This is a genomic window from Thermovibrio guaymasensis (genome assembly GCF_003633715.1).
GTDB lineage: Bacteria > Aquificota > Aquificia > Desulfurobacteriales > Desulfurobacteriaceae > Thermovibrio > Thermovibrio guaymasensis.
In genome coordinates this window covers 710,067-734,589 of sequence record NZ_RBIE01000001.1, presented here as the reverse complement: position 1 = coordinate 734,589, position 24,523 = coordinate 710,067, and the positions used below count along the sequence as shown (strand labels likewise).

Genomic DNA, 24,523 nt, shown 5'->3' with positions numbered 1-24,523 from the left:
AAATTTTACGGTATATAATAAATAAAAATTGAAATTCCCCTCCCACGAAACTGCCCCCAAACAAAACTTTACCTAACCACTATTCCCCTTACCTTTCTTTCCAGAAAGGGTATGCTTCCAAGCCAAAACTGCAAAGGAAAGAGGAAGAAGAATCGCAACAATAGTCACAAAAATGCCCAAAACCTCATTCTCACTCATTCTTCCTCCCAGTAAACTTTAATAACGTTATAGAGAGTATCCCTCTCAACGGGAACTTTACCAGCCTCTTTAATAAGCCTTATTAACCTATTCTTAGAAATATACTGACCGGCCCTTCCACCAGCAGCCTGAGTTATATCCTCTTCAACAACAGTTCCATCAATATCATCAGCACCAAACTGAAGAGCAAGCTGAGCAATCTTCTCACCAAGCATAATCCAGTAAGCCTTAACGTGAGGGAAGTTATCTAACATAAGCCTACTAACGGCAACAGTTTTAATTTCATCAAAACCGGTAGTATAACTAGCATTTTCGACCTGAGTATTTAAAGGATGAAAAGCCAAAGGTATAAAAGTCTGAAATCCCCCAGTTTCATCCTGAGCCTCCCTCAACCTCAACAAGTGATCAACCCTATCCTCATAACTCTCAATATGACCAAAAAGCATAGTAGCATTGCTCTTTAAACCTAAACGATGAGCAGTTTTATGTACTTCAAGATACTCATCTCCAGTTATCTTATCGGGACAAAGCCTCTCCCTAATACCCTCAGCAAAAATTTCCCCTCCGCCACCCGGAAGAGAACCTAATCCCGCATCAATTAACTTCTTTAAAACTTCCTCAACAGAAAGACCAGACTTATCGGCAATATACTTAATCTCTTCAGCTGTATAGGCCTTAATATAAACATCAGGAAAGGCCTCTCTTACAGCCTTAACTATTGACAAGTACTCCCCAAGCCCCCAATCCGGATGAAGCCCCCCTACTATATGAACCTCAGTTATACCGGGATTCTTCTCCTTATGGGAAGAAACCTTTTCAAGAATTTCCTCAACAGTTAATTGATAAGCCCCTTCCTCCCCCTTCTTCTTCCTAAAAGCACAAAACTTACAAGTTCCAACGCATATGTTCGTCGGAGTAACGTGAAGGTTAACGTTAAAATAAACAAACTTACCGCTTCTCCTCTCACAGACCAAATTGGCAAGAAAACCTATAGTATGAATATCAGAGCTCCTAAAGAGCTTAACCCCATCCTCAAAAGATAACCTCTCTCCTTCAAAAACTTTCTCTGCTATAGGTAAAAGTTCCTTATCTCTTACAAAATCTAAAACCTTACCCATCAATCACCTCAACAACGTTGTAAAGGGTATCCCTTTCAACGGGAATCCTTCCAGATTCTTTAATAAGCTTTACCAACCTACCCTTAGGCATGTAAGATGAACTTTCAGCACCTGCAGAACGGGTAATAGTCTCCTCAACAACGGTCCCATCAAGGTCATCAACTCCAAAATGGAGAGAGGTTTGAGCTAACTTCTCCCCAAGTGTTATCCAAAAAGCCCTAACGTGACGGAAGTTATCTAGGAAGAGCCTGCTAACGGCAAGCATCTTCAAGTCATCAAAACCAGTTGTATAACTTCCTCCAAGCTGAGTATTCTTCGGCTGATAAGCAAAGGAGATAAAAGCCATAAAACCCCCAGTTTCGTCCTGGAGCTTCCTCAACCTCAACAAGTGATCAACCCTATCCTCATAACTCTCAATATGACCGTAGAGAATAGAGGCGTTACTCCTTATACCGTAAGAGTGAGCTATGCGGTGAATTAAAAGGTACCTTTCAGAGCTAAGCTTCTCAGGACAAAGCCTCTGCCTAACTTCCTCAGAAAAGATTTCAGCACCCCCACCAGGAAGGGCATCAACACCAGAGGCTGCAACTTCCCTTATAACGTCCTCCAAGGGAACAGACTCCTTCCTCGAAAAGTAATCAATCTCCTCAGCAGTAAAAGCCTGAATTTTCACATCCGGAAATTCTTCCCTTATAGCCCTAACAAATTCTAGGTAATCATCTAGCCCCCAATCTGGATGAAGACCGCTTACAATGTGAACTTCCCTTATAAAACCAGAATTTCTAACTTTCTCTAAAACCTCATCAACAGTAAGCTGATAAGCTCCCTCTTCTCCCTTCCTCTTCCTAAAAGCACAGAATTTACAGGTTCCAACACATATATTTGTTAGGTTAACGTGCCTGTTTACAGTAAAGTAAACGAAATTGCCGTTTAAACGCCTATTAACGATATCTGCAAGCTTCCCAATCGTTAAGATATCAGAGCTCCTAAAAAGCCTAACTCCATCCTCAAAGGATAGCCTTTCTCCTTCAAGGATCTTCTCTGCTATAGGAATTAAATCTCTATCTTCAACGAGTCTAAAGTCAAACATAACTACTCCATTTTAAAGCCCATTTCTTTTAGTTTCTCAGTTAATTTTTCTATCTTCCTAACCGTTTCTTCTGAAAGGTGGTGTTCAATGAGACACCCTTCCCTTTCTGCCTTATCGTAAGGAAGACCAAGAATGTCCTTCAAGAAGGAAATTAAAACTCTGTGCTTTGAGTAGAGTTTCTCAGCGTACTCCTTTCCCTTTTCGGTCGTTACAACGTAACCGTAAGGCTCATAAACAATATAGCCCTTCTCAGTAAGCCTCTTCAATACTTCTGTAACAGTCGGCATCTTAACTTTACGGGCAGACGCGATTTCCTTAACCCTTGCAACTTTGTTCTTCTTCTCCAGAAGGTAAATAGTTTCGAGGTAATCCTCAAGCCTTGGAGCAAGTTTATCTTCCCTTTCCATTTCCTCTCCTTTCTAAACGTTCACTAGAAATTTAAGCCTTAATTTTGTTAAGTTCCACTAACTTCTTACCTTCATCCCACAGTGCTGACACAGGGAACTCTCAGAAACAACGAATAGGTTTTCCCCACTAATAGTCTGGGGTTCCTTAACGTAGTAATCCTCCATAAACCAAGCCCTATCTGAAAGGCCCAAACTCTTTAAAACTCTGTAAGCAGTCTCCCTTGCCCTACCTATGGCCTCTACGGCGGTGGTCATACCGGAAGCAGCATCCCCTGTAACGAAGTCACCGTTTAGGGACTCTATTAACCTCAAGTCCCTATCAAAGCCGATAGCAGGAACTATGTAATCAAAGTCAAAGGAGCCGCAAGAAAAGAGAGCTCTGCCCCCTTCAATCTTTAAAAGCTCACATCCTGTGTAGAGTTTAACTCCTTCTTTTAAAGAGTCCCTAACTTCCTTGTCAGAAGCTCTAACCCCTTTAACTTCACCTCTATAAAGGACAACTGCCTCCCCTCCCCTCTTCACTGTTAACCTTGCAACGTCAAATGCAGTATCTCCTGCCCCGATAATTAAAACTCTCTTTCCAGAAAGAGAAGGAGGATTCTTTAAAAAGGAAAGGGGATAGATAACCCTAGGTGAATTAACGGGAAACTTCCTCTCAACCTGAGAACCTACACAAACAACTACAACGTCAAAACCTTCAGGCCTTTCCTTTAACTCAACTCCAGTATGAACTTTAACGTTCTTAAAAGAAGTTATAAACTCAATTTCCCTCTTAAAGAGCTCTTTATTTAGCTTAAAATCAGGAACGTAGTTAAGGATCCCTCCAAGATGGTTCTCCTTCTCAAATATCTCTACACTTAAACCACAGGAAGCTAAGTAGTAGGAAACGGTTAAACCGGCAACACCTCCCCCAACCACTGCAACTTTCCTATTAACTCTGGGGAAGAAAGGTTCCCTCTCCCCTATTTCCATACTCTCAAGGACTATCCTTGCAAGCTCCCTGTGGACTTCCCTAATTCTCAAACTCCTTCCGGGAAGAATCCCACACTTCTTCTCACACTCGGCCGGACAGATTTCCCCCAAGGTAAACGGAAAAGGAGCTCTTAAGAGGAAGGAAGCAAAAGCTTTTTCAAAGTCTCCCTTTTGACAAAAGCCCATAAAAGTGGGAACAACGACTCCGGCCGGACAGGAATCTTCACAGGGAGATGTCTCCCTAAAGGTTCTCTTGTAGGCATCGTAAAGCTGGAGGATGTAAAGGGTTAACTGGGAAAGGATAAGGGAAATCCCGCCGTAGGAGAGAAGATCCCCAATCAGGTACAAGTAGTAAAAGGGGAATGAAAAAAGGAGGAAGAATAAAGATCCAGAAACTTTTCTATCCTGACAAAACTGCCCAAGTCCGGGAAGTAGAAATGAAAGGCGGAAACACTTCTTCCTCTTTAAACGCTTCCTGTAAAGCTTTAAGGCTAAATTCCTATCTTCCTTAAACATTATCCTCTCCGGCTGATAGATTCTAAATTATAGGCACTAAACACAGGAGGAGAAAATGTTAAAGGAGAAGATAAGAGGAGCGGTACTAGGAGGAATAATTGGAGATGCACTAGGAACCTTAGTCGAGGATATGGATAGGGAGACTGTGAAGAGGGCATACGGAGGAGCCATCTTAGGTTTTATGGAGCCCTCACACCTTTCCGTCTGCCCCTTCTTAAAGAAGGGGCAATACTCCCACGAAAGTCAAATCTTTCTCCTAGCTCTCAAAGTCTACGCAGAGAAAGGCTACTTTGACGAGACCCTCTACATTGAGAAGTTGGTGGAGTGGGTAAAGGACGAGAAGTCCCACAGGTACCCATCAGGAGCCCACGTAAACGCTGCCCTCTCGTACGCTGCAGGCCTTGAGCCGGAAGAGGCAAGGGTAAAGGCCTGCGACGTTGACGGAGCTATACCAGCCGTTGCATCAGGACTGTTTAGGTGGGATAACTCCTTTGAGGCATACCAGGAAGGTGCCTACGTAGCATCAATAACCCACTCTGATGAAACGCTGGTAGACTCTGCAGGAATTCTGGCTGCAGCGGTCTCATCGGTCGTTGGAGGAAGGGTTGAGCTTTCAACCCTTGAAAGTAAGCTCTCCTTCGTTGACTCCCTAAGGGAGCTCTCAAAAAGCGAGAACGTTAAAGGCTACCTTGACCTACTAATTCAGGTCTTAAAGAGGGGAGAGGTTCCCCTTGACGAGGTTATCCTTCTGATTGGAAACGGAACGTTTGCCCCAGAGACCTTAACCCTTTCACTCTACATCTTCCTCAGATACCCTAACTCTTTTAAGAGAGCTCTCCTTAGTGCAGTTAACTCCTACGGCGACTTTGGAGGAGATACTGATGCAGTAGGTTTTATAACGGGAACTCTCTCCGGAGGGTACCTTTCAGTCTCTGCAGTTCCAAGGGAGTGGATTGAGTGCTTAGAAGGTTTAAGAGATATTGAGATTACAATTGAAAAGTTTATTGAGAAGATACAAATCTGATAAAATCAGTTTTGTATAAAATACTGAAAGTTTGGAGGAAGAATGAGAACCCTAATTCCCATCCTTCTGGCGTTCCTCATATCAACAAACGCTCCTGCTGAGTGCAGTTCTAACACTGTACTGGCAAAGGTTGACGGGAAAGAGATTACGCTCTCCTACTTTAAGTACGTTGAGGAGACCATTCCAAACTGGGCCCTCAATAAGTACTACGGAGGAAACAGAGGAAAGGAGAAGCTCCTAGAGAAGATAGCCCAGAGGACATTAATACTCGTTGACGCTGAAAAGAGAGGGACTTTTAAGAAAGAGCCCCTGAGAAGTAAGGTTAAACGATTTGAAATGAAGAGGCTAGCCTACGAGTACATCAACGAAAGGCTGAAAAACGTTAAGATCTCCGATGAAGAGATCCAAAAAGCCCTTCAAAAGTACCCTCCGGAGGAGAGGAAAAAGAAACTAAAGTCGGTTAAAGCCTCCCTAATGGCAAAGAAGATAATCTCTGAAAGGGAAAAGATAATCTCTAATGTGAAAAAGAAGATAGAAGTAATAAACCCAAACCCCAAGAAGCCCAACGACGTTGTAGGAAAAGTAGATGGGAAGGAGGTAAGGTTCTCTGAAATCTCCCCCCTAATCAGCGGAAAATCAAACAAAAGGAAAATAGAGAGAGCCCTTGAAACTTACGCCCTGTATAAGCTTGCCCTTAAGGAAAACCTTGATAGGAGGGAGGAGTTTAAAAACTCTTTAAGGGCATTTAAGGAGAAGTTAGCAGTTAAGGAGTTTGAAAGGGAAATCCTATCTTCCGTAAAGGTAACAGATGAGGAGATTAAGAATTACTACGAAAAGCACAAAAGCGAGTTTAAAGCTCCCGGAACGGCAAAAGTTAAGATTTTCGTCTTTGAGAGTGAGGAGGAGGCTAAGAGGAGCCTTAGTAGACTTAAAAAGGGTGAAAGAGAGGAAAGGGCAATCCCGGAAAATTCCTTAAGAACCGCTAGGGAATGGCTAGTATCATCGGAGGATAAGAATAACCCTGTTTCCCTACTGGTATTCAGTTCAAAGGAGAGGTACAACATCTTAAAGTTGCCAAACGGGAAAGTCCTTTTAATAGAGGTTCTTGAAAAGAAGGAGCCTAAACCCCTTCCTTACGGAGACGCCTACTCAAGGGTAAAGAGTAAGCTCTTTACTGAGAAGGCAAGATCCCTATTTAAAAAGAGAATGGAGGAACTAAAGAGGAAGTACGGGGAGGAGATATACAGGGAGAACCTAAGGTGTGCCTGGAAGGAGGAGTCCAACTAGGGGCTCTTCCTTCAGGAACTCTACCCTCTTTAGGAACTCACTATAGTCTGCACTCTTTAGATCCTCAAAGAACTGGGTGTAGTAGCCTTCATCCTCAATTACGGTAGAGGCAAAACCTATCGCGTCGGCTTCAGCCTCTCCAGACTCCCTTCCAAAGAGCTCCCCCTTAAGGAGCTTTGACTTTGCAAATTCAAACTCATCATTACTAATTGAGAGAACGTGAGTTAAAAGTTCTCTTAACTCCTTAAGTGCCTCATCAACTCTCTCTGTAATGACGAGGACTGTGTAGTTAGAGCCAAAGAGGAGGTTCTGGTAGTTTGAGTAAGCAGCATAAACAAGCCCCCTTTCCCTTAAGTACCTGTACAGTAGACTGCTTCTACCTGAGGAAAGAAGGGAGTCAAGGATTTCGTAGTAAACATCATCCCTACTGCAGGGAGGAAGTTTCCAACCTAGGTAAACGTAGGGGACGCTCACTGCAGGGTGAGTTAACTTAAAGGAGCCTGATGAGGAGAGGTTTTCCTCCTTAGGAGAATTTAAAGGCTGTAAGGAGCCACCGGCAGTAAAACTTCCAAAGTGTTCTTCAACTTCCTCTAAAGCCCTGCCTGTATCAAAATTACCAACGATTACAACTGACATTCTCTCAGGCCTGTAAAGGCTTTTGTAAAACTCAGTTAAAGTTTCCTTTGTAAAGGTCTTAACAGTTTCGGGAAAGCCAAGAATCGGGTAGCGGTAAGGAGCCCTTTCATAGAGCTCCTCCATAAACTTCTCCGCAAAGAGTTCCTGGGGGTTATCCCTGCTCCTTGAAATCTCCTCCAAGACTATCGGCTTTTCCTTCTCAACAGAGTGGTCGGTTATAACCGGATGGCACACAAGCTGGGAAAGGAGCTCAACTGCTCTCAAACCGGCAGATGAGGGAAGGTTTATGTAGTAGTAGGTATAGTCGTAAGAGGTAGCTGCGTTAATTTCCCCTCCCAGCTCCTCTACAATCCTGTCTATCTCTCCCCTTTTGTACTTAGAGCTCTCGTTAAAGAGTACGTGCTCAAGGAAGTGGGCTACACCCCTATTGTCTTCCCTCTCGTAGGAAGCTCCCGCCTTAACCCATACGTTTACTGAGATAGAGTTTAAGTCCCTCCTCTCCTTTAAATAAACTCTAAGGCCGTTTTTAAGGACAAACTTCCTCATAAGCTCTCCTCTTTCAATAAACTTCTCTAATTATAAAGGACTATAATCTTCCTTAAAGCTGAAGGAGGGTATTCTCCTATGCAGAGATCCTTAATCTTAGGAAAGGGAGTAAGCGGAAAGGGAGCGGGGGAGCTCCTTAAAGGGCTGGGATTTCAAGTTGAGTACTTTGAAGACGGGGAAAGTTTCCCAGAAGTCTCTTCGTTTGACTTTGTCGTTAAATCTCCCGGCTTCCCTCCGTGGCACCGGGTAGTTAAGGAGGTTAAAGAGAGAAAGGTTCCAGTTTACGGTGAAGTGGAGCTTGCGTACAGGTTTATGAAGGGAAGAATAGTCGGAATAACCGGAACAAACGGTAAGAGCACAACTACAGCCCTCGTTTACCATACCCTTAAGACCTCGGGAAGGGAAGCTTTCATCGGCGGCAACTACGGAACACCTGCTTCCTCCTTTGCCCTTGAGACGAGTAGGTCTTCAATCTCCGTTTTGGAGCTCTCCTCTTTCCAGATTGAGGACTTAACTTCATTTAGAGGAGAAGTGGGAGCCATTTTAAACGTCACACCTGACCACCTTGACAGGTACCCTTCCTTTAAGGACTACCTGAGGGCAAAGCTGAAGGCCTTAAAACACTTTGACTGGCTGGTGGTAAACGGGGACGACCCTAACCTCTCTTCCCTAAAGGGCGAAGGAGTGGTAGAGTTTGGAAGGAGCTCAGGAGAGTTTAGGCTGGAAGGTAGCCACTTAAGTGGCAACGGAGTGAAGATAGACGTTAAAGAATTACCCCTTAAGGGTATCCACAACGTAGAAAACTACCTCTGCGCCCTTTCAGTCCTTAGGGTTTTGGGATTAAGTGAAGAGGAGATATTTAAAGGGTTTAAGACTTTTAAGGGACTTCCCCACAGGACGGAGGTAGTAGGGAGGGTAAGGAACGTTCTCTTTATCAACGACTCTAAGTCTACAAACGTAGACTCTATGGCAAAGGCCCTCCTTTCCTTTGAAAGAGTAGTCTTAATAGCTGGAGGGAAGGACAAAGGACTTGACTTTAAGGTCCTCTCTCCAATCGTTAAAGAGAGGGTTAAGGGAGTCGTCTCAATTGGAGAGGCTGCTCCACTAATAGAGGAGAGCTTTTCTCCCCTTGTAAAGGTTAAGAGGGCTGAGAGTATGGATGAGGCGGTAAGGCTTGCATTTAGCATGGCTAGCAGTGGAGACGTTGTCCTCCTTTCCCCCGGATGTGCAAGCTTTGACATGTTTAAGAACTACGCCGATAGGGGAAAGGCCTTTAAGAGGGCAGTAAGGAAGCTGGAGGAAGAGGTTGGATAAAAGAGCAGCAGCTTTATCTATTTTCTTAATTTCTCTAGTTCTCTCCCTTGCAGGAGTAGTCTTCGTATACACTGGAAGTTACTTCTGGTGTCTAAAGCACGGACTGCACCCTTACTCCTACGCCCTTAAGCAGGCTGTCGCCCTTGGAATAGGTGTCACCCTATCCCTTCTGATTTATAAGAAGGTTGACTACAGGAAAGTTGCAAGCGAAAAGTTCCTCTGGCTTCTTTACGGTTCGGCAAACCTCTTCCTCCTTGCAGTTCTATTCTTTGGAAGGGAGATAAACAACTCTAAGAGCTGGATAGTGATTGGAGGGTTTTCCCTACAGCCGGCAGAGTTTGCAAAGGTGCTGGTAATACTCTTTGTCTCAGGGTACATTCAGTACAAGTGGTCTGACATTCAAAACGACTGGAGGGACTTTGCAAAGTTAATGGTCCTTGCGTTCATTCCCGTTATCCTCATTCTCCTTGAGAAGGACTTGGGCTCTGCAATGATCCTTTCAATCGTCATATTCGCCATTCTCTTCATAACGGGGCTTAACCTGAGGTATATAGTTATTCCGGCACTATTTGGGCTGGGGCTCTTTACGTTTGCCGTCGTTACTGCTCCCTACAGGATTGCTAGGATAAAGATCCTCCTTGACCCGGAGAAGTACTACTATACCAGCGGTAAGTACAGCAGCTATCAGCTGGTTCAGGCGTTTGTGGCCTTTGCATCAGGCGGGCTGACCGGAATGGGAATCGGTCAGGGAGTCCAGTCTAAGTTCCTGTTCTTAACCTTTGCCTTCAGTGACTTTATGTTCTCCCACGTAGCAGAAGAGGTAGGTGCCGTTGGGGCCCTCCTTGTAGTTATTGCCTACTTTGGGATTCTTTTCTTAGGCCTCTCAATAGCCGATAGGTCTGACGAGATGGTAGGTAAGTTTATGGCCCTTGGGTTAACCCTTTACATATTCCTTGAGGCCGTAGTACACATAGGGGTAAACCTGGGGCTCGTTCCAACTACCGGAATTACCCTTCCCTTCTTAAGTATGGGGGGGAGCTCCCTAATTGCAAACTTCCTCGCAGTTGGCTTCCTCATGAGCATAGCTAAAGGACTGCCTTCAGAGTCAAAGGTGAAAATCAGGTTTAAGGTAAGGGGTAAGTACGCTTGAGAGTTGTAGTTGCAGGAGGAGGAACCGGCGGTCACTACTTCCCGGCCCTTGCAGTCGGGAAGGAGCTAAGGAAGAGGGGACATAGAGTTCTCTTTGTCGGCTCTAAGTTAGGCATTGAGGGTAAGCTAGGTTTCCCTTCTGATGAAATCTTCCTGCTAGAGTACTCTTCATTTAGGGGTAAGGGGTTAAGGGGGCTTTTTTCATTGGTTGGCTACGGAAGGGCTTTCCTTAAGGTTTTATCCCTCTTTAGGGATTTTAAGCCCGACTGCTGTATAGTCTTTGGAGGTTACTCTTCACTTCCGGTCGGCCTGGCCGGTGCCCTTTTAAGAGTTCCCCTCTTCATTCAGGAGCAGAACTCTGTTCCTGGAAAGACCAACAGGTTCCTCTCCCGGTTTGCAGTTAGAGGGTTTCTCGGGTTCCCCGAAGCAGGAAAGTACCTAAAGTGCAGATGTACTTTTACGGGAAACCCTTTAAGGGAGGAAATCTTAGAAACTGTAAAGAGAAAGAAAGAGGCAAAGGAAAGGGTTTTTAAAAGGTTTTCCCTTGACGAGGAGAAGAGAACCCTTTTAGTACTTGGGGGAAGCCAAGGAGCTCTCTCTATTAATAGGCTCTTTGAAAGGACAATCCCTTTCCTCTCAGGTCTTCCAATACAGGTCATCCACGTTACAGGTTACGGGAAGGAAGGGAAACTGAAGGAGCTTTACCGGAGGGCAGGCGTAAAGGCAGTTGTCCTCCCTTTCTACGATAGAATCTGGGAGCTCTACGCAGCAGGCGATGGGGTCGTTTCTAGAGCTGGAGCTCTGGCAATCTCTGAGATTGCCGCCTTTAGACTTCCTTCCCTCCTTATACCCTACCCCTACGCAGCAGACGACCATCAGTACTTAAACGGAGCCTTTCTATCCCAAAGGGGGGGAGCTCTGCTCTTTAGGGAGTCTGAGCTCAGCGTAGAAACGCTCCTGCAAGGATTAAAGACCATTTTGTTTGATATAATGAAGAGAAGAGAAATGGAGAGAGTCCTCTTAGACCTCTTTCCAAAAAGTGCAACTTCCCTCATAGTAGATGAGATTGAGGAATGGAGAGAGAGAAGAAGTTAGTTGAAGGGGCAATTTTCCTGTCTCAAGAGCCAATCTCTGAGGAGGAACTTTCAGAAAAACTGGGAATAGATAGAGAGAAGGTCTCACTTATAGTCTCCCAGCTAAGGATGGAGTACTCTGATAGAGGAGTTGTCCTAAAGAAGGTAGCTGGAGGTTACAGGTTCTTCACATCTCCAGAGCTTAAGGAGGAACTGAGCAGGTTTGTTGAGGAGAGGCCGGTAAAACTCTCAAGACCTCTCCTTGAGGTCTTGGCCATCATAGCCTACAATCAGCCGATAACCAAGAAGAGGATAGCCCAGATAAGGGGACAGAATCCCGACGGGGCAGTTAAGTCATTACTTGAGAAAGGACTTATAGAGGTAGTAGGGAGGGAGAACTCCCTGGGAAGGCCCAAGCTCTACGGAACGACAAAAGCTTTCCTTGAGCACTTTGGGCTCTCTTCCTTAAAAGAACTTCCTCCCGTTGAGATTATAGAGGTAGAGGGTGAAGAGAGAGAGCAGAATCCTTAACGCCGTGGAGCTCCTATACGAGGACGAGGAACTGGCAATCTGCTGTCAGGAGGTGGTTCCCCTCATTGAGGAGTTCTTTGTAAAGCTTAATCAGTTTTTACCACCTGAGTGCGACGAGGACTTCTTTGTTGAACTTGCTAACTCTATTAGGGTAAACTTAATAGCAAATCCTGACTACAAAAAGCGATTTCTGGAGGGAAGAATGGGCGTAGTAACCGTTACATACGAGCTTGGCTCAATGGGACTTGAAGTTGCAAGGCAGGTGGCTCAGGAGCTGGGCTATAGGTTCATCTATACAGAGATAATCTCTGAAGTGGCAAAGAGGCTTGGTGTTCCTGAGTGGAAAGTGGAAGACTTTAGCGAGTTTAAGTACGTTCCCTCTAAACTCTCCTTCTTTGACCTCTTCCAGCTTGATAAGAGCTTAATAGACTTTGGAGCTCTGTTTGGAGAGAAGAAGAAAGAGATATCCTTTGAGGAGTTTAGGGAGGCCCTTGTAAAGACCATTACAGCTTTTGCTGTTTCAAACAACGTGGTTATTGTGGGCCACGGTGCTGCGTGCATACTTCAGGAGTACCCTAACTCACTCCACGTAAAGGTAGAGGCTCCATTCCACGACAGGGTTAAGGTATTTGCCGAGAACACGGGCCTTTCAGTTGAAGAAGCTGAAAAGCAGCTAAAGAAGATTGACTCTAAAGAGGTAGAGTTCTACAAGGATCTGTGCGATGAGGATATCAGGGAAATAGACCTCTTTCACTTAAAACTCAATACCTCAAAGCTCTCCGTTGACAATGCGAAGGAGCTCGTAGTAAACGCATTTAGGATGGTTGCCCAGTAAGATGGCTAGGTTAAAGTTAGTCCAACTTGACGCTTTAATCGTAGTTGACATGCAGAAGGATTTTAGCTCTTCAGGGGCTCTGCCGGTTCCCGGGACGGAGGAGATCGTCCCGGTTATCAACTCTTACATAGAGCTCTTTAAGGAAAAGGGTTTACCCATATTTGCCACGAGGGACTGGCACCCTGAGAACCACGTTTCATTTAAGGAGAACGGAGGAATCTGGCCTAGACACTGTGTTCAGTGGAGCCAAGGGGCAGAGTTTATTGATGGGCTGGAGCTCCCTCCGGATACTTTTATAATTAACAAGGGAGACAGATCTGAACTTGAGGCTTACTCCGGCTTTCAGGGAACTCTCCTTGACTCTCTCTTGAGGGAAAGGGGAGTTAAGAGGCTCTTTATCTGCGGAGTTGCCACAGATTACTGTGTAAAGAATACTGCACTGGGAGGCCTCAATCTGGGCTACCAGGTCTTTATCCTCTCAGATGCAGTCAGGGGAGTAAGTCCACAAACGGTAGAGAGGGCCGAAGAAGAGCTCCTTAATAGGGGAGCTCTAATTTTAGAAAGGGAAGAAATTCTTTAGCCTAGGTTTTCCAATTACCTTCCCTTCCTTCCTTTCACCAGCATCTGCTCATTTGCGTTTATACTAAGAGTTTGATCTCGGCCGGAGATTTTATTTTAATTCTATTTATAGGAGTAAGCTTATGGAAGCTGTTCTGGTTGATGTTGGTAAAGGAACTCAGGATGTACTAATTCCTCTTAAAGAGGAAAAGCTAGAGAACTGGATAAAGGCTGTTCTCCCTTCCCCTACAACAAAGCTTGCAAAGGTAGTTAAAGGGTGGAAGGGCAAGGAACTAAGAGTTTGCGGTTATACTATGGGAGGAGGGCCTTTAAAGAAGGCCATAGTTGAGTTTATAGAGAGGGGAGGGAGGGTAGTAGCCTCTAGAGAGGCAGCAAAGACCTTCAGGGACGACCTTGAAACAGTTAAGGATTTGGGAATAGAGATAGTAGATGAGCTAAAGGAGTGTGACCTATTCCTAAGGGACCTTGAGTTTGAGGTTTTCAGAGAGCTCCGCCTCCTAGGAGGTTTAAAGGGCGACTTTGAATTTGTGGGGGTTGCCTGTCAGGACCACGGCTTTATTAAAGGTCAAAGCGACAGAATTACAAGGTTTGAGTACTTAAAGGGTCTCCTTAAGAAGAGCAGGAAGCCTTGGGAACTCTACCATACAGAGAGAACCGGATTCCTCAGCCGATTTGACTCTATCCTTAAACAGATAGAGGAAGAGGGGCTTAAGGGCTTTGTTATGGACAGTAAACTAGCTGCGGTGGCAGGGGTCTATTCTTACGCAGAGGAAAAGGGGATTAAGGAGTTTGTCTGTATAGACTGCGGAAACGGTCACACGCTCGTCTCAACTGTTAAAGATGGGCTTATATGCGGGTTCCTTGAGCACCATACCGGGATGCTTGACCTTGAAAAACTAAAAAAAATTATGGTTAAATTGACAGAAGGAAGTATCTCATTTGAGGAAGTCTTTAAAGACGGAGGACATGGAGCTCTCTTTATAGAGAGGGTAAACCCAGAAAAAGTTTTTTTGGTAGGTCCAAATAGGGAGAAGTTTAAGGAGTTAGGAGAGTATGCTTTCCCTCTGGGAGATGCAATGCTCTTTGGCTGTGCTGGGCTTTTGAAGGTTTACTTTTGTATCAGATCAGTATAATTTTCTTAATAGAAATAATTATTAAAGGGGTAAGATGGAGGAAGTAAATAGGGAGTTTAGGGAATTCTTAGAAGCCGAGGGGATTGATAAAGACTACCTTGATAGAGTAAGAAGGTTTTTCCTAATAACCGATAAAGACCGGGAAATCCTTAGTAAGTATAAGAATGAGTTAAAGGAGGTATTTCCTGAGGTATTCCAGAACTTCTTAGAATACCTCTCCTCCTTTGATGAAATAAGAGAGATACTTGAAAAGGCGCATCCACCTATTGAAAAAATTAAAAAGGCCCATAAGGAGTATTTTGACTTTTTGTTAAGTTCCGATTTTGATGTTAAATATGTTTTAAAAATTTTCCAAATTGTTAAAAGTATTCACTACAGATACGGTGTAAAAATAGAATACTACCTCGGGGCTTACCTCAGTTATATTGAGTTCATATTTGATGCTTTAAATAAAAGGCTTAAGTGTAACGAAGTTTACGAGTTTGGAAGGAGTTTCTTAAAAGTAATCTTTTTGGATATTTATTTTACAACAAAAATCTATTATTACTTCTTAAGTAGAGAAATTGAAAGAGAAAATCTAAAGTATAAAGCTTTAAGAGAAGGTTCCTTCGATGGAATAGTTTTAGTAGACTGGAAAAGTGAAAAAATTTTAGATGTCAATAAAAAGCTTGAAGAGCTAATCGGGAAAAACAGAGAAGAGCTGATAGGTAAAAACTTCTCAGTTCTCTTTCCTCCCGATAAGGAGAAGCTAATAATAAGCAAAATAGAGGACTTCTTAGTGAACGAAGGAAAAGGACTTTTACCAAACGTTCCTCTTTACAACCATAAGACCGGAGAAGTTATTCCTACTGAACTTAACATAAGCTCTATAATCATTGAAAATGACGAGGTTGTAGTAGGAATCTTCAGGGACATAAGGGATAGAATAAGGAAGGAGGAAGAACTAGAAAGAATATCAAGACTTTATAGGGTTCTCTATTTAATAAATGAAGCAACCTTAAAAACCACTGATATAGACCTCCTTTTTGAAAGAATACTCAGGATTCTTGTGGAAGAAGGAGGATTCAGCTTCTGCTTTATCGCCGAGGTAAAGGATTTTGGGCAGATAGAAATAGTAAAGAAATACGGAAATGAAAAAGCCGTTGACGTAGAGAAAAGTCTCCATTCAATCCTTGAGGCTATAAAGAAGAGAAATCTAATAGAGCTTGATGAAAAAATAGGAGCTGCTATTCCCTTAGTGTATAAAAACTTCATTACTTCGTTCCTAAAGCTTAAGCATAGGAACTTTGCAATTGTCGTTTACGGGAAGGAAGCAAGGGACTTGTCGGAAGAGGAGAAAAGGCTTTTAACTCAGATAGGCTACGATATAGCCTTTGCAGTCTATTCAATCTTGAGGAAAGAGGAGATTAAATACCTCTCTTACTATGACGTTCTCACTAATCTACCTAACAGAAGATTCTTTATTGAAAAACTGGAAAATGCTATTAGACTCTCTGAGGAAGAAAAAGAAAAACTTGCGGTTATGATTATAGATATAGATAACTTTAAAAATATCAATACAGTCTACGGTGAGTTTGTAGGAGACCTGGTACTAAAGGAAGTATCAAAGAGAATCAGGAGAGTTTTAAGGGGAAGAGACGTCCTTGCAAGGTTTGGAAATGACGAATTTGCCGTTCTCTCCTTTGATATTAAAAGTAATTCAGATGTAATGAAAATCATTACCCGGATAAAGGAAACTTTAAATAAGCCTATTAAGGTTGATGGCAGAGATCTGTTCTTAAGCGTCAGTATAGGAGTGGCCATATACCCAGATGACGGTAGAAGTGCAGAGGAGATAATAGCTTCTGCAGTTTCTGCCTTAAATGAAGTTAAAAAGAGGGGAGGAAACGGAATTGAATTCTTTAATCCAAGTATGAAGCGAATATCAATTGAAATAATCAACCTTCAAAGTAGACTTAGAAGGGCAATTAAGAACAGGGAGTTCATCCTCTACTACCAGCCGATCGTTGACCTTGAGAAAATGAAAATAGTAGGAGCTGAGGCTCTGTTGAGGTGGAAGGACCCTAAGGAAGGATTAGTTCCTCCTTTTAAGTTTATTCCCATTTTAGAAGATACGGGAATGATTACTGAAGTCGGAGAGTGGGTCATTGAAGAAGTTGTAAAACAGCAGAAAGAGTGGGAAGGTATTGATATAGATATTGCAGTTTCACTTAACGTTTCACCTAAGCAGTTCATAAGGTCTTCTTTGGCTGAGTTAATTCTAAAGAAAATTGATGAACTTGATGGAGATCCAAGCAAAATTATTGTTGAAATAACAGAGTCTACTTTGATGGAGAATATATCCGTTATTGGAGATGATATAGAAACTCTTTCTAAAAAGGGAGTGAGGGTAGAGATTGACGATTTTGGAACCGGCTATTCTTCCCTTGCGTACCTTAAAAAACTGCCGGTGTACGCTTTAAAGATAGACAGAGAGTTCATAAAGGACATTCCCGAGGACAAGGATGACATGGCAATCGTAAAAGCGATAATTAGTATCGCGAAGTCCTTGGAAAAGAGAACGGTGGCTGAAGGAATCGAAACAGAGGAACAGCTAGAGTTCCTAAGGTATTACGGTTGCGACTATGGTCAAGGATACCTCTTTTCCCCTCCTCTACCTCCAGAAGAATTTTTAAAGTTTTTTGAAGACTTTAATTCTCGTTTCACCAGGTAATTCGCCGTCTGAGAGCTGTCTGTAGAGTTGACGGCTATTCTAACTTTGTTAGAATTAAATAAATTACAAACTGATAAGAATCTGTAATTGCTTTCTAAAGGCTTTGGAAGGTATAGCTTTCAGTAGTTTTTACTGAAAAACTGTATTCTGCTTTTAATAGATCTTTAAATTATATGTTGCCTGATTCAGGATCTTGTATTATTATACAACCCAATATAACAAAAAGAGAAAAAGAGGAGGGAGAGGAGTGGAGAGTAAAAGTGAGGAGTGGATTAAACAATTTTATGGAAAGGTATGTTCGCTGTTCCTTAGCCAAAGGAAAGAAGAAAGTTTTTTAACAATTTCTAACGAACTAGAAAACTTCTGTTCTTTGCCGGAGCTCGTTAGGGCTTATAAAACCGAGAAAAATAAGTTTAAAGAAGTTGCCAAAAATATGGGAGAAAGATTTTACAGTAGTGGATTAAGTACTACCTTAGTTATTAAGGTATTAGAGGAAGTTCTTTTATACTTGGAATGGGGAGAAATACCTCCTAAAACTGCTGTTAGATTTACAAGAAATTTTCTGGAAGAGATCTGTCAGTTTTTTATAAATGATATGTTAAAGTATATTTTTGAAAAGGTATCAAGGGAAATTGACCTCGTTAATAATTTGGTACCTTATGATACAGATGTAAAATCTTGCGATCTTGCTTATAAGTATAAATTTTGTGGTTTTTTCTTTAAAAACTCTAAAGATTGCGTTATGTCTAAAGCGTTTAAAGAGGTTGATTTTTCTTTAATTTGCTTTCATAATAAAAAATTATGTCAAGAATTAAAAAGGATTCATTTTCTACTTCATTTTTATGGGAGAGTTTTTACCAGTTTACTAAAGAATAAGCACTTTATTTCAGCATACTTTGTCTTAATGGAGATATTCTTTTTACTCGACAGATTTATAGATAAATATAAAGAACTTCAAGAAAGGGGTAACAAAATTGATCTAGAAGAGATGGTGGAGTTTATTCTATCGACCAAAGAAGACCTATATTTATTATTGATAGACCCAAGTAAAGTATCCGTAATAAATCGTGTCTTTGGATATCCGGCAGGAGACAAAATATTTCAGATTATAAAAACTAGTATAGTGGAGTTTTTAAAAGGAAAGGGATATAAATTTGTCGTTATAAAATGTGTATTTGGATGTATTTCCGTTCTATCGCAAGAAAAAATTGAAGATTTGGATAAGTTTTTTAACATCGTAAAAACCAAGTTAAAAGAACTTAATTATAACGTGGATTTAGCTTGGATACTCTTTGAAATATCTAAAGTAAAACCCTTTGAAAAAAAGGAACTTATAAACTTCATCAGGTATAAAATGAGAGAGGTTAAGAGAGAAAAAGAAAAATTTTTAACAGTAAAAATTAATAATTCTATAATTGAAGAGGCTAAAGAGTTTGAAGAACTTTACGATTCCATAAGGGAGCTAGATTTTTCCAAAATTACCTTTGCCATCCAGCCAGTGTTTGATTTAAAGAGGATAAAACCTATACATTGGGAGGTTCTTGTCCGATTTAAGAAGAAGAATGGAGAAATTTTACCTGCTTATAAGGTCATAGATATCGTTTACGAACTGAATCTTGCCTCAAAACTTGATATGCTTGTCTTGCAACAGGTGTTATTAAAGGCAAAACTCCTAAAAGGAAAAAGTTTATTCATAAACATAAGTCCCAAAACTTTAAAAGATGAAAACTTAGAAATCGTTAGTAGGATTTTTAATAAAGTTAAAAGCTCTGATGTTTATGTAGGATTGGAGATAACAGAACAAGAGATTATTGATAGAAATTCAATCGATCTTCTGAAAAAACTTATAAACATGTCATCAATTCCGATCCTAGTAGATGACTTTGGTACAGGTTATTCTTCATTTTCTTCCTTCCTAGAACTGCTAGAGAGCATACCAATATCTGGACTAAAAATAGATGGAAGTTACGTTAAGAAAGTTGAAAACTCGGAAACTGCTGTATTTTTAGTTAGTTCTCTGCGTAATATGGCTAAGTCATTAAACCTTTTCACAGTAGCTGAGTTTATAGAGAACAGAACTATACTGAGCATAATCTCTTCTCTGGGTGTTGATTATGGACAAGGGTACTATCTTGGCAAGCCTATTATTGTTGATGAAAAGACTCTATCCTAACCATACCAATCCGTCGGAGGGGACAGCAATGGCCGAATTTGTAGATTTCAAAGGAACAGATCTGGAGGAGTTTTCTTCGATACTCCACTCCAAAGCCCAAGAGGGACTCGCAGCCATAGAGGAATTAAAGGGCACAATGGAACAAATTGCTGCATCAGCGGAAGAAAGTGCCGGAGCAGCAGAAGAGAGCCTTAGTTCTGTAACCCAGATAAAGAGGAGCTCCCAATACTTAGAAAGTGAGACAAATAAAGTCTTTAACACCATAAGTGATTTGAAAGAGGTACTTGACATTGCTCAAGAGAACATAAATGACACCCGAATGGGAATGGAAAGAACTTTAAAGTCTGCAAGCGCAATAATATTGAAAGAAGAAAAGCTCTTTGAATCGGGAAAGAAAATAAGTGAAGCTGTAGAGCTTATAACAAAGCTTTCTAAGAGGATATCAATTCTTGCTCTCAATGCAGCAATAGAGGCAACAAGAGCAAAGGATACAGGAAAGAGTTTTACGATAATGGCATCGGAGATTAGAGAAATGGCTGCAAAATCTAACATTTACGCTTCAAACGTCAAAGACACGGTTAAGAATATACAGGATAGATTGCATAAACTACACAACGAGGTAGAAAAGGTTGACAGTAGAATATCTGCTGCATCTAAAGATTCAGAAAAGGTTATAGATTTGATAAACGAGATAGTGGAGTGGATGTCTCAGGTCTCTGCAAATATAAAAGAAGTCCTTTCTTCTGTAGAGAAAGTAGCTTTTGAAATAGAAAAACTTCATCAAGGAGCTGAGGTAATTGCAGAAGCCGCTGAAAAAAGCGCAGTTGCAGTAAATTCAGTTACGGAAACTGTTGGTAGGAACCTTGAAACATTTGCTAAGGTGGAAGAAGTTGCAGAAGAAATCAAAAGTTTAATTCAATCAGGAGATAAAGAAAAACTGAAAATTGCCATAGATACTATAAGCAATTTAACAGTTGAATTAAGGGCCTCTATGGAGAAGTTGGTTGCAGCCTTCGACCAAATAGAACAAGCAGCTCTAATATCAAAAGAAGATGCAGCAAACAACGCTACTGTTTCTAAGAATTCCTTAAGCCACATGAGTAACGCAAAAAACCTTATCATCAAAGTCAAGGAAAACATGGAGAAAATGTCCGGAAACTTTGAAACGATAATTGAGAAGATTTACAAGCTCATACAGGATTCAAAGAGTAATGTGGAGCTCTTAGAGAGCAGAAAAGGTGATATAGTTGAGATAAAGGCTATTCTTAACTTATTCATCAGTATGATAAGAAAGATAGAACTTTCCATAGTTCAAATAGCGGCACTTTCAATAAACGGAGCTGTAGAAGCAGCGAGATATGGAAACACTGGGGCCGGTTTTAGTGAGGTCAGTAAGGATATTAAGAAACTGGCAGCACAGTCTGAAGAACACTTAGATAGAGTTTTTAGAACCATTAACGAAATTGCTAAAGAAACTGACTCCATACTTCTGGAAGTAAACAATGTCCTGATATATCAAAATAGAGAAGTAGAAAAACTTCAAAAACTTGAGTTTGAACTGCGAAGAAACTATAAAGCTGTTGAATCTGCTTTAGAGAAGATTAAGGAATTTCAGAAGCATGTAGAAGAGAGTTATACTGCCCTAGAACAAGCAAAAATAGCCTCTGACCAGATAAACGAGGCAGCTCAGATATCTCTATCAAATATTTCTCAGTCTAAAGAGGCTGCAGAGATGATTCTTGGTATTTCAAAAGATTTAGAGAATATGAAGAAGAGGCTTTCTGAGTTATGTGAGGTTTAAAATGGATGGAAAAGTAAATCTTTTAGTATTTAGAGTAGGAGAAATCTATTTTTCTATTAATACTGAATTAATAAAGGAAATAGTTGAAGTAAATGAAGAGAATATTTTCCCAGCACTTTCTTTTCCTGATACTGCCCTTGGATTTCTCAAACACAAGAATAAGGCTTTTGTTCTCGTTTGCTTGGCAAAATTTTTAGACATTCACTCTTGTACTGATGTTAACGGCAAGGATGCTGTTATAGTAAACATATCTGGAAGAAGTTGGGCAGTTTTAGCAGATGAAATTGAAGGAATTTTTGAAGTTGAGAGGAGTGAATACACAACTGGAGAAGTTAATATATGTCAAGTGGAAGGCAAGGTAGTAGAAGAGTTAACTGCTGAATTCTTCTTAAAAGAAGTGAACGTTCCGGGAATTTTTGAAGAAGAGGATCAGGAGGAAGAAAATTTTGATTTGAGGAGCTTGGAAGAAAAAGAAAGGATTTTAATTTTAGAGACCAATGGTAATTTGGTAGGTATCCAGGCAGAAAAGGTACTGAAAATAGAGTATTCAGATAATGTTCAGTCAAAAACTTTTATTGACAAAGATCAATTATTTGAAAAGGCCTACGTTGTTGGAAATAAAATAGTGAAGGCAACAGCTTTATCAAAGTTTGTGGGTACCGGAATAAGTACTGTAAGAGAGAATCCTATATTAATTATTTTAAAAAAGGATGACAAGATAATCGGTTTTGAAGTGGATGAAATAATAGATTTTTTAGAACTAGATCAGACTTCCCATTTTGAGGACAGAAAATCTGATTCAAAATTTAAGTATTTTGTAAACTATAAAGGTAAAGTCGTTCCGGTTTTGTCAGACCTATTTATTGATAATTTCTTACAGAAAGAAGGATTAAAAGATGAAGTAAGTCAAGAGGAGTTCTTCAGGGAAGATCCGGAGAATGAGATATCTTTCTTAGTAATTTCAATTGGTGAAAAAGAGTTTCTCGTGGAAATAGAATCAATAGTTAAGATATACAAACTTGATGATGTTAACCTGAGTCCTTATCCAACGAGAGTAGAGGCAATAGAAGGCATAGTTACAACGAAGAATACAAGTTATTTTCTAGTAACTTTAGAGAAAGTATTGGGTACCAAAATAGAAGATAGTGAAGAGAACAGAATTCTCATTTTTAGAACAATAGAGGGAAACGAGATAGCTCTCAAGATTTCTGAAGTTACAAATATACTTTCTGTTCCCAAACGCTTCTATTACAAGGTAACAGAAAGTAAGAACTATTTAGTGAAAGGTGTTGTTACAGGAGAAGAAAATAAACTCTATGAAGTTCTAAATCCTGAGGCGGTGTTTGCTAAGAAAGAAAAGGAGGAGTTACCCAAGTAACAGGAGGAGCCGTTGGAATTAACTAACTACGAGCTTGGCATAATAAGAAGAGTTGTTAAGGAAAAAACTGGAATTGATATTCCTGAGAAAAAATTGAGGAATATATATAAAAGGAAATTTGAGAAGCTACTGAAGGAGGAAGAAATATCCTTTTTTGACTTCATTTCTTCCCTAGATAAAGATGTTCGACTTCTTGATAAGTTTATAAGTTTAGTAACCGTTAACGAAACTTATTTTTTCAGAGAGTATTACCAGATAAGATCTTTAGTGGATTTTATAATTCCGGAATTAGAAAAGGAAAAGACACAAATCCGAATTTTAAGTGCTCCATGTGCTTCTGGTGAAGAAGTTTACAGTATAGCGATAGAGATATTTGAAAAGTTACCAGAAATTAAAGAAAAAATTTTTATAATAGGTTTAGACATAGACTGGAAAATGATAGGGAATGCCAAGAAAGGTGTTTATAATTTGCGTAGTATACAGAAAGTGGAGCAGGATCTTCTTGATAAATACTTTGATAAAGTTGATGGAGGATGTTATAAAGTTAAAAGTTTTTTAAAAACTGCAGTTTCTTTCCATAGAGCAAATGTTTTGAATATTGAAGACCTGAGAAAATTTAAATATGTTGACATAGTGTTTTCAAGAAATTTACTGATTTACTTTGATGAAGTTGCGAGAGAGAAAACTATTAAAAACTTTTACGAAATAATGTCTCCAAGGGGTTATCTATTCTTAGGACATGCTGAGAAAATTCCTAGAAATTCTTCACACTTATTTGAAAAAAGGAAAGTGGGAGAAAGTTATGTTTACATAGCTAAGAAGTAGTATCATATCCAAATTTTATAATTTCCTCTAAAATTTTTGGAAAAGAAAGGACTTTTACGGTTCCTCCACGAACGTAAGCCTCTTTGGGCATTCCATAGACTGCTGCTGTCTCTTCACTTTCTGCTATTGTGTAAGCACCATCTTTTTTCAAGGCGACCATTCCCTCAGCTCCATCGTCTCCTATACCGGTAAGAAGCACGGCCATTATATTCTTTCCACCTATTACTTCTTTTGCAGAGAAAAACATTTCGTCTACTGAAGGACAGAAAAACTTTCCTCTAGTGTTCGGTACCAGTTTTGCATAAATCTTATCATCCCTTTTCGTAAAATGAAGATGTTTTCCTCCCTTCCCGATTATCATTTTTCCAGGTGTAAGTTCTTCACCGTCTCGCGCCTCAACGACTTTTATCTTAGAGATACTGTCTAGTCTACTTGCGAACTTAGAAGTGAAGTTAGTTGGCATGTGTTGAACTACACATATTGGGTAAGGATAGTTCTCAGGAAGGCTCCTTGCTATAGCTTCTATGAGCCTAGGACCTCCAGTTGAAGCTCCTATTAGAACAAATTTTAAATTACTATTTGGCTGTACTTTTTCTTGAAAATTTTTATAGATCTTAATGTTATTTATTGATAAGTTTTTAAAATATGGTCTTTTTTCTAGGAAGGGTTTACTCTTGTTCCACTTCAGTAGTTTATCTATAGCCTGAAGAATGTCTTTTTCATAATCCTTAATGGTTTTTTTGATATCTCTTTCTATGTAAAAGAAGTAATTCAAATTGAAGAAATCTCCTAGCTTTTGCACTTCCTTTGAAGGAATTGTTCCTATAAAGAGGATTGGGATATTAGTATATTCAAGGAGATTCTCCATTAATGCGTAAACGTTTTCATCTTCCTTTGCAGAGGAAACTACAATAATATCAATATCTCTTTTATTTAGCTCAACTAACTTTTCCGGAACTTCTTTAACTACCTCTAAACTTCCCAACCTGTTTAGTATTCTTTTCAAAGAAACTCTATCAATTGCAGAACTGCTTATAAGTAGGATTCTAGTCAACTTCCTCTCCTCATCACGTAAAGTTTCAACTTGATAGAGTATTGTACGGTATTTTGCCTATCCTGCAGAGCTAATACGTGGAGAAGGGGTACTATAACAAATTGACATTTGTTATGGTATTATTCCAGTGAGGAAACATTTTCAAAAGGAAGAGAGATAAACTATAACGTC

Annotated in this window: 21 protein-coding genes; 14 read left to right on the top strand and 7 right to left on the bottom strand. The window is 40.5% G+C overall.

Features of this window, described 5'->3' with window-relative positions:
- Window positions 1–72 precede the first annotated feature (72 nt).
- From C7457_RS08965 to C7457_RS03850, 5 genes are read right to left on the bottom strand one after another with little or no spacing between them, the layout of a single operon-like run.
- A complete protein-coding gene (locus C7457_RS08965) occupies window positions 73–198 on the bottom strand; it encodes a hypothetical protein (protein WP_274540969.1) in 126 nt (41 codons plus the stop codon).
- Entirely contained in the window at window positions 195–1,316 is a 1,122-nt protein-coding gene (mqnE, locus tag C7457_RS03865; protein WP_121170173.1) for an aminofutalosine synthase MqnE, read from the bottom strand. Before mqnE (C7457_RS03865) ends, C7457_RS08965 begins: the two co-directional genes overlap by 4 nt.
- Entirely contained in the window at window positions 1,309–2,406 is a 1,098-nt protein-coding gene (gene mqnE / locus C7457_RS03860) for an aminofutalosine synthase MqnE (RefSeq protein WP_121170171.1), read from the bottom strand. Before mqnE (C7457_RS03860) ends, mqnE (C7457_RS03865) begins: the two co-directional genes overlap by 8 nt.
- Before the next feature lie 2 nt (window positions 2,407–2,408).
- Entirely contained in the window at window positions 2,409–2,813 is a 405-nt protein-coding gene (locus C7457_RS03855; RefSeq protein WP_121170169.1) for a metal-dependent transcriptional regulator, read from the bottom strand.
- Window positions 2,814–2,870: 57 nt separating this feature from the next.
- Window positions 2,871–4,301 (bottom strand): FAD-dependent oxidoreductase, encoded by a 1,431-nt coding sequence (locus C7457_RS03850; protein ID WP_121170167.1) that lies wholly within the window; start codon window positions 4,299–4,301, stop codon window positions 2,871–2,873.
- Between the two features lie 55 nt (window positions 4,302–4,356).
- Between C7457_RS03850 and C7457_RS03845 the strand changes: the two genes are divergently transcribed.
- Together C7457_RS03845 and C7457_RS03840 are read left to right on the top strand one after the other, a co-directional pair.
- Window positions 4,357–5,325, top strand: a complete 969-nt coding sequence (locus tag C7457_RS03845) for an ADP-ribosylglycohydrolase family protein (protein WP_121170165.1) — start codon at window positions 4,357–4,359, stop codon at window positions 5,323–5,325.
- A gap of 42 nt (window positions 5,326–5,367) precedes the next feature.
- Window positions 5,368–6,612, top strand: coding sequence for a peptidyl-prolyl cis-trans isomerase (locus C7457_RS03840; protein WP_121170163.1), 1,245 nt, complete (start codon window positions 5,368–5,370; stop codon window positions 6,610–6,612).
- On the opposite strand, the gene C7457_RS03835 is transcribed toward C7457_RS03840, so the two are convergent.
- Window positions 6,580–7,794, bottom strand: a complete 1,215-nt coding sequence (locus C7457_RS03835; RefSeq protein WP_121170161.1) for a M16 family metallopeptidase — start codon at window positions 7,792–7,794, stop codon at window positions 6,580–6,582. The two genes, C7457_RS03840 and C7457_RS03835, sit on opposite strands and share 33 nt — an antisense overlap.
- A 78-nt stretch (window positions 7,795–7,872) precedes the next feature.
- On the opposite strand from C7457_RS03835, the gene murD reads away from it, so the two are divergent.
- The 12 genes from murD (at window position 7,873) to C7457_RS03775 (ending at window position 23,298) form a co-directional block, all read left to right on the top strand.
- Window positions 7,873–9,108: a UDP-N-acetylmuramoyl-L-alanine--D-glutamate ligase gene (murD, locus tag C7457_RS03830; protein ID WP_121170159.1), complete on the top strand. Its 1,236-nt coding sequence runs from the start codon at window positions 7,873–7,875 to the stop codon at window positions 9,106–9,108.
- Window positions 9,101–10,258, top strand: coding sequence for an FtsW/RodA/SpoVE family cell cycle protein (locus C7457_RS03825; RefSeq protein ID WP_121170157.1), 1,158 nt, complete (start codon window positions 9,101–9,103; stop codon window positions 10,256–10,258). The genes murD and C7457_RS03825 overlap by 8 nt, the downstream gene beginning before the upstream one ends.
- Window positions 10,255–11,352, top strand: coding sequence for an undecaprenyldiphospho-muramoylpentapeptide beta-N-acetylglucosaminyltransferase (murG, locus tag C7457_RS03820; RefSeq protein WP_121170155.1), 1,098 nt, complete (start codon window positions 10,255–10,257; stop codon window positions 11,350–11,352). Before C7457_RS03825 ends, murG begins: the two co-directional genes overlap by 4 nt.
- The gene (scpB, locus tag C7457_RS03815; RefSeq protein WP_121170153.1) at window positions 11,331–11,861 is read left to right on the top strand and encodes an SMC-Scp complex subunit ScpB; all 531 of its coding nucleotides are present in this window, start codon (window positions 11,331–11,333) and stop codon (window positions 11,859–11,861) included. The genes murG and scpB overlap by 22 nt, the downstream gene beginning before the upstream one ends.
- Entirely contained in the window at window positions 11,836–12,696 is an 861-nt protein-coding gene (locus tag C7457_RS03810; RefSeq protein ID WP_245939572.1) for a cytidylate kinase-like family protein, read from the top strand. The genes scpB and C7457_RS03810 overlap by 26 nt, the downstream gene beginning before the upstream one ends.
- Window position 12,697: 1 nt before the next feature.
- On the top strand, window positions 12,698–13,276 hold the full coding sequence (locus C7457_RS03805) for a nicotinamidase (RefSeq protein ID WP_121170151.1): 579 nt from the start codon (window positions 12,698–12,700) through the stop codon (window positions 13,274–13,276).
- 121 nt (window positions 13,277–13,397) lie between these two features.
- Window positions 13,398–14,408 carry a DUF1786 family protein gene (locus tag C7457_RS03800; RefSeq protein WP_121170149.1) on the top strand — a complete coding sequence of 337 codons (1,011 nt, stop codon included), beginning with the start codon at window positions 13,398–13,400 and terminating at the stop codon, window positions 14,406–14,408.
- 34 nt (window positions 14,409–14,442) lie between these two features.
- Window positions 14,443–17,121 carry an EAL domain-containing protein gene (locus C7457_RS03795; RefSeq protein WP_121170147.1) on the top strand — a complete coding sequence of 893 codons (2,679 nt, stop codon included), beginning with the start codon at window positions 14,443–14,445 and terminating at the stop codon, window positions 17,119–17,121.
- 247 nt (window positions 17,122–17,368) lie between these two features.
- Window positions 17,369–19,294 (top strand): EAL domain-containing protein, encoded by a 1,926-nt coding sequence (locus C7457_RS03790; RefSeq protein ID WP_121170145.1) that lies wholly within the window; start codon window positions 17,369–17,371, stop codon window positions 19,292–19,294.
- A 28-nt stretch (window positions 19,295–19,322) separates the two neighbouring features.
- On the top strand, window positions 19,323–21,095 hold the full coding sequence (locus C7457_RS03785) for a methyl-accepting chemotaxis protein (protein ID WP_170137342.1): 1,773 nt from the start codon (window positions 19,323–19,325) through the stop codon (window positions 21,093–21,095).
- 1 nt (window position 21,096) lies between these two features.
- Entirely contained in the window at window positions 21,097–22,473 is a 1,377-nt protein-coding gene (locus tag C7457_RS03780; RefSeq protein WP_121170141.1) for a chemotaxis protein CheW, read from the top strand.
- A gap of 12 nt (window positions 22,474–22,485) precedes the next feature.
- Window positions 22,486–23,298, top strand: coding sequence for a CheR family methyltransferase (locus C7457_RS03775; RefSeq protein ID WP_121170139.1), 813 nt, complete (start codon window positions 22,486–22,488; stop codon window positions 23,296–23,298).
- On the opposite strand, the gene C7457_RS03770 is transcribed toward C7457_RS03775, so the two are convergent.
- Window positions 23,288–24,352 (bottom strand): CheB methylesterase domain-containing protein, encoded by a 1,065-nt coding sequence (locus C7457_RS03770; RefSeq protein ID WP_121170137.1) that lies wholly within the window; start codon window positions 24,350–24,352, stop codon window positions 23,288–23,290. The genes C7457_RS03775 and C7457_RS03770 overlap by 11 nt on opposite strands.
- Between the last annotated feature and the right edge of the window lie 171 nt (window positions 24,353–24,523).

What these genes read in the sequence shown, in the direction of transcription:
- C7457_RS08965 (WP_274540969.1), bottom strand. Translation starts at nt 198, where the DNA reads ATGAGTGAGAATGAGGTTTTGGGCATTTTTGTGACTATTGTTGCGATT.
- mqnE (WP_121170173.1), bottom strand. Translation starts at nt 1,316, where the DNA reads ATGGGTAAGGTTTTAGATTTTGTAAGAGATAAGGAACTTTTACCTATA.
- mqnE (WP_121170171.1), bottom strand. Translation starts at nt 2,406, where the DNA reads ATGTTTGACTTTAGACTCGTTGAAGATAGAGATTTAATTCCTATAGCA.
- C7457_RS03855 (WP_121170169.1), bottom strand. Translation starts at nt 2,813, where the DNA reads ATGGAAAGGGAAGATAAACTTGCTCCAAGGCTTGAGGATTACCTCGAA.
- C7457_RS03850 (WP_121170167.1), bottom strand. Translation starts at nt 4,301, where the DNA reads ATGTTTAAGGAAGATAGGAATTTAGCCTTAAAGCTTTACAGGAAGCGT.
- C7457_RS03845 (WP_121170165.1), top strand. Translation starts at nt 4,357, where the DNA reads ATGTTAAAGGAGAAGATAAGAGGAGCGGTACTAGGAGGAATAATTGGA.
- C7457_RS03840 (WP_121170163.1), top strand. Translation starts at nt 5,368, where the DNA reads ATGAGAACCCTAATTCCCATCCTTCTGGCGTTCCTCATATCAACAAAC.
- C7457_RS03835 (WP_121170161.1), bottom strand. Translation starts at nt 7,794, where the DNA reads ATGAGGAAGTTTGTCCTTAAAAACGGCCTTAGAGTTTATTTAAAGGAG.
- murD (WP_121170159.1), top strand. Translation starts at nt 7,873, where the DNA reads ATGCAGAGATCCTTAATCTTAGGAAAGGGAGTAAGCGGAAAGGGAGCG.
- scpB (WP_121170153.1), top strand. Translation starts at nt 11,331, where the DNA reads ATGGAGAGAGAGAAGAAGTTAGTTGAAGGGGCAATTTTCCTGTCTCAA.
- C7457_RS03805 (WP_121170151.1), top strand. Translation starts at nt 12,698, where the DNA reads ATGGCTAGGTTAAAGTTAGTCCAACTTGACGCTTTAATCGTAGTTGAC.
- C7457_RS03800 (WP_121170149.1), top strand. Translation starts at nt 13,398, where the DNA reads ATGGAAGCTGTTCTGGTTGATGTTGGTAAAGGAACTCAGGATGTACTA.
- C7457_RS03795 (WP_121170147.1), top strand. Translation starts at nt 14,443, where the DNA reads ATGGAGGAAGTAAATAGGGAGTTTAGGGAATTCTTAGAAGCCGAGGGG.
- C7457_RS03785 (WP_170137342.1), top strand. Translation starts at nt 19,323, where the DNA reads ATGGCCGAATTTGTAGATTTCAAAGGAACAGATCTGGAGGAGTTTTCT.
- C7457_RS03780 (WP_121170141.1), top strand. Translation starts at nt 21,097, where the DNA reads ATGGATGGAAAAGTAAATCTTTTAGTATTTAGAGTAGGAGAAATCTAT.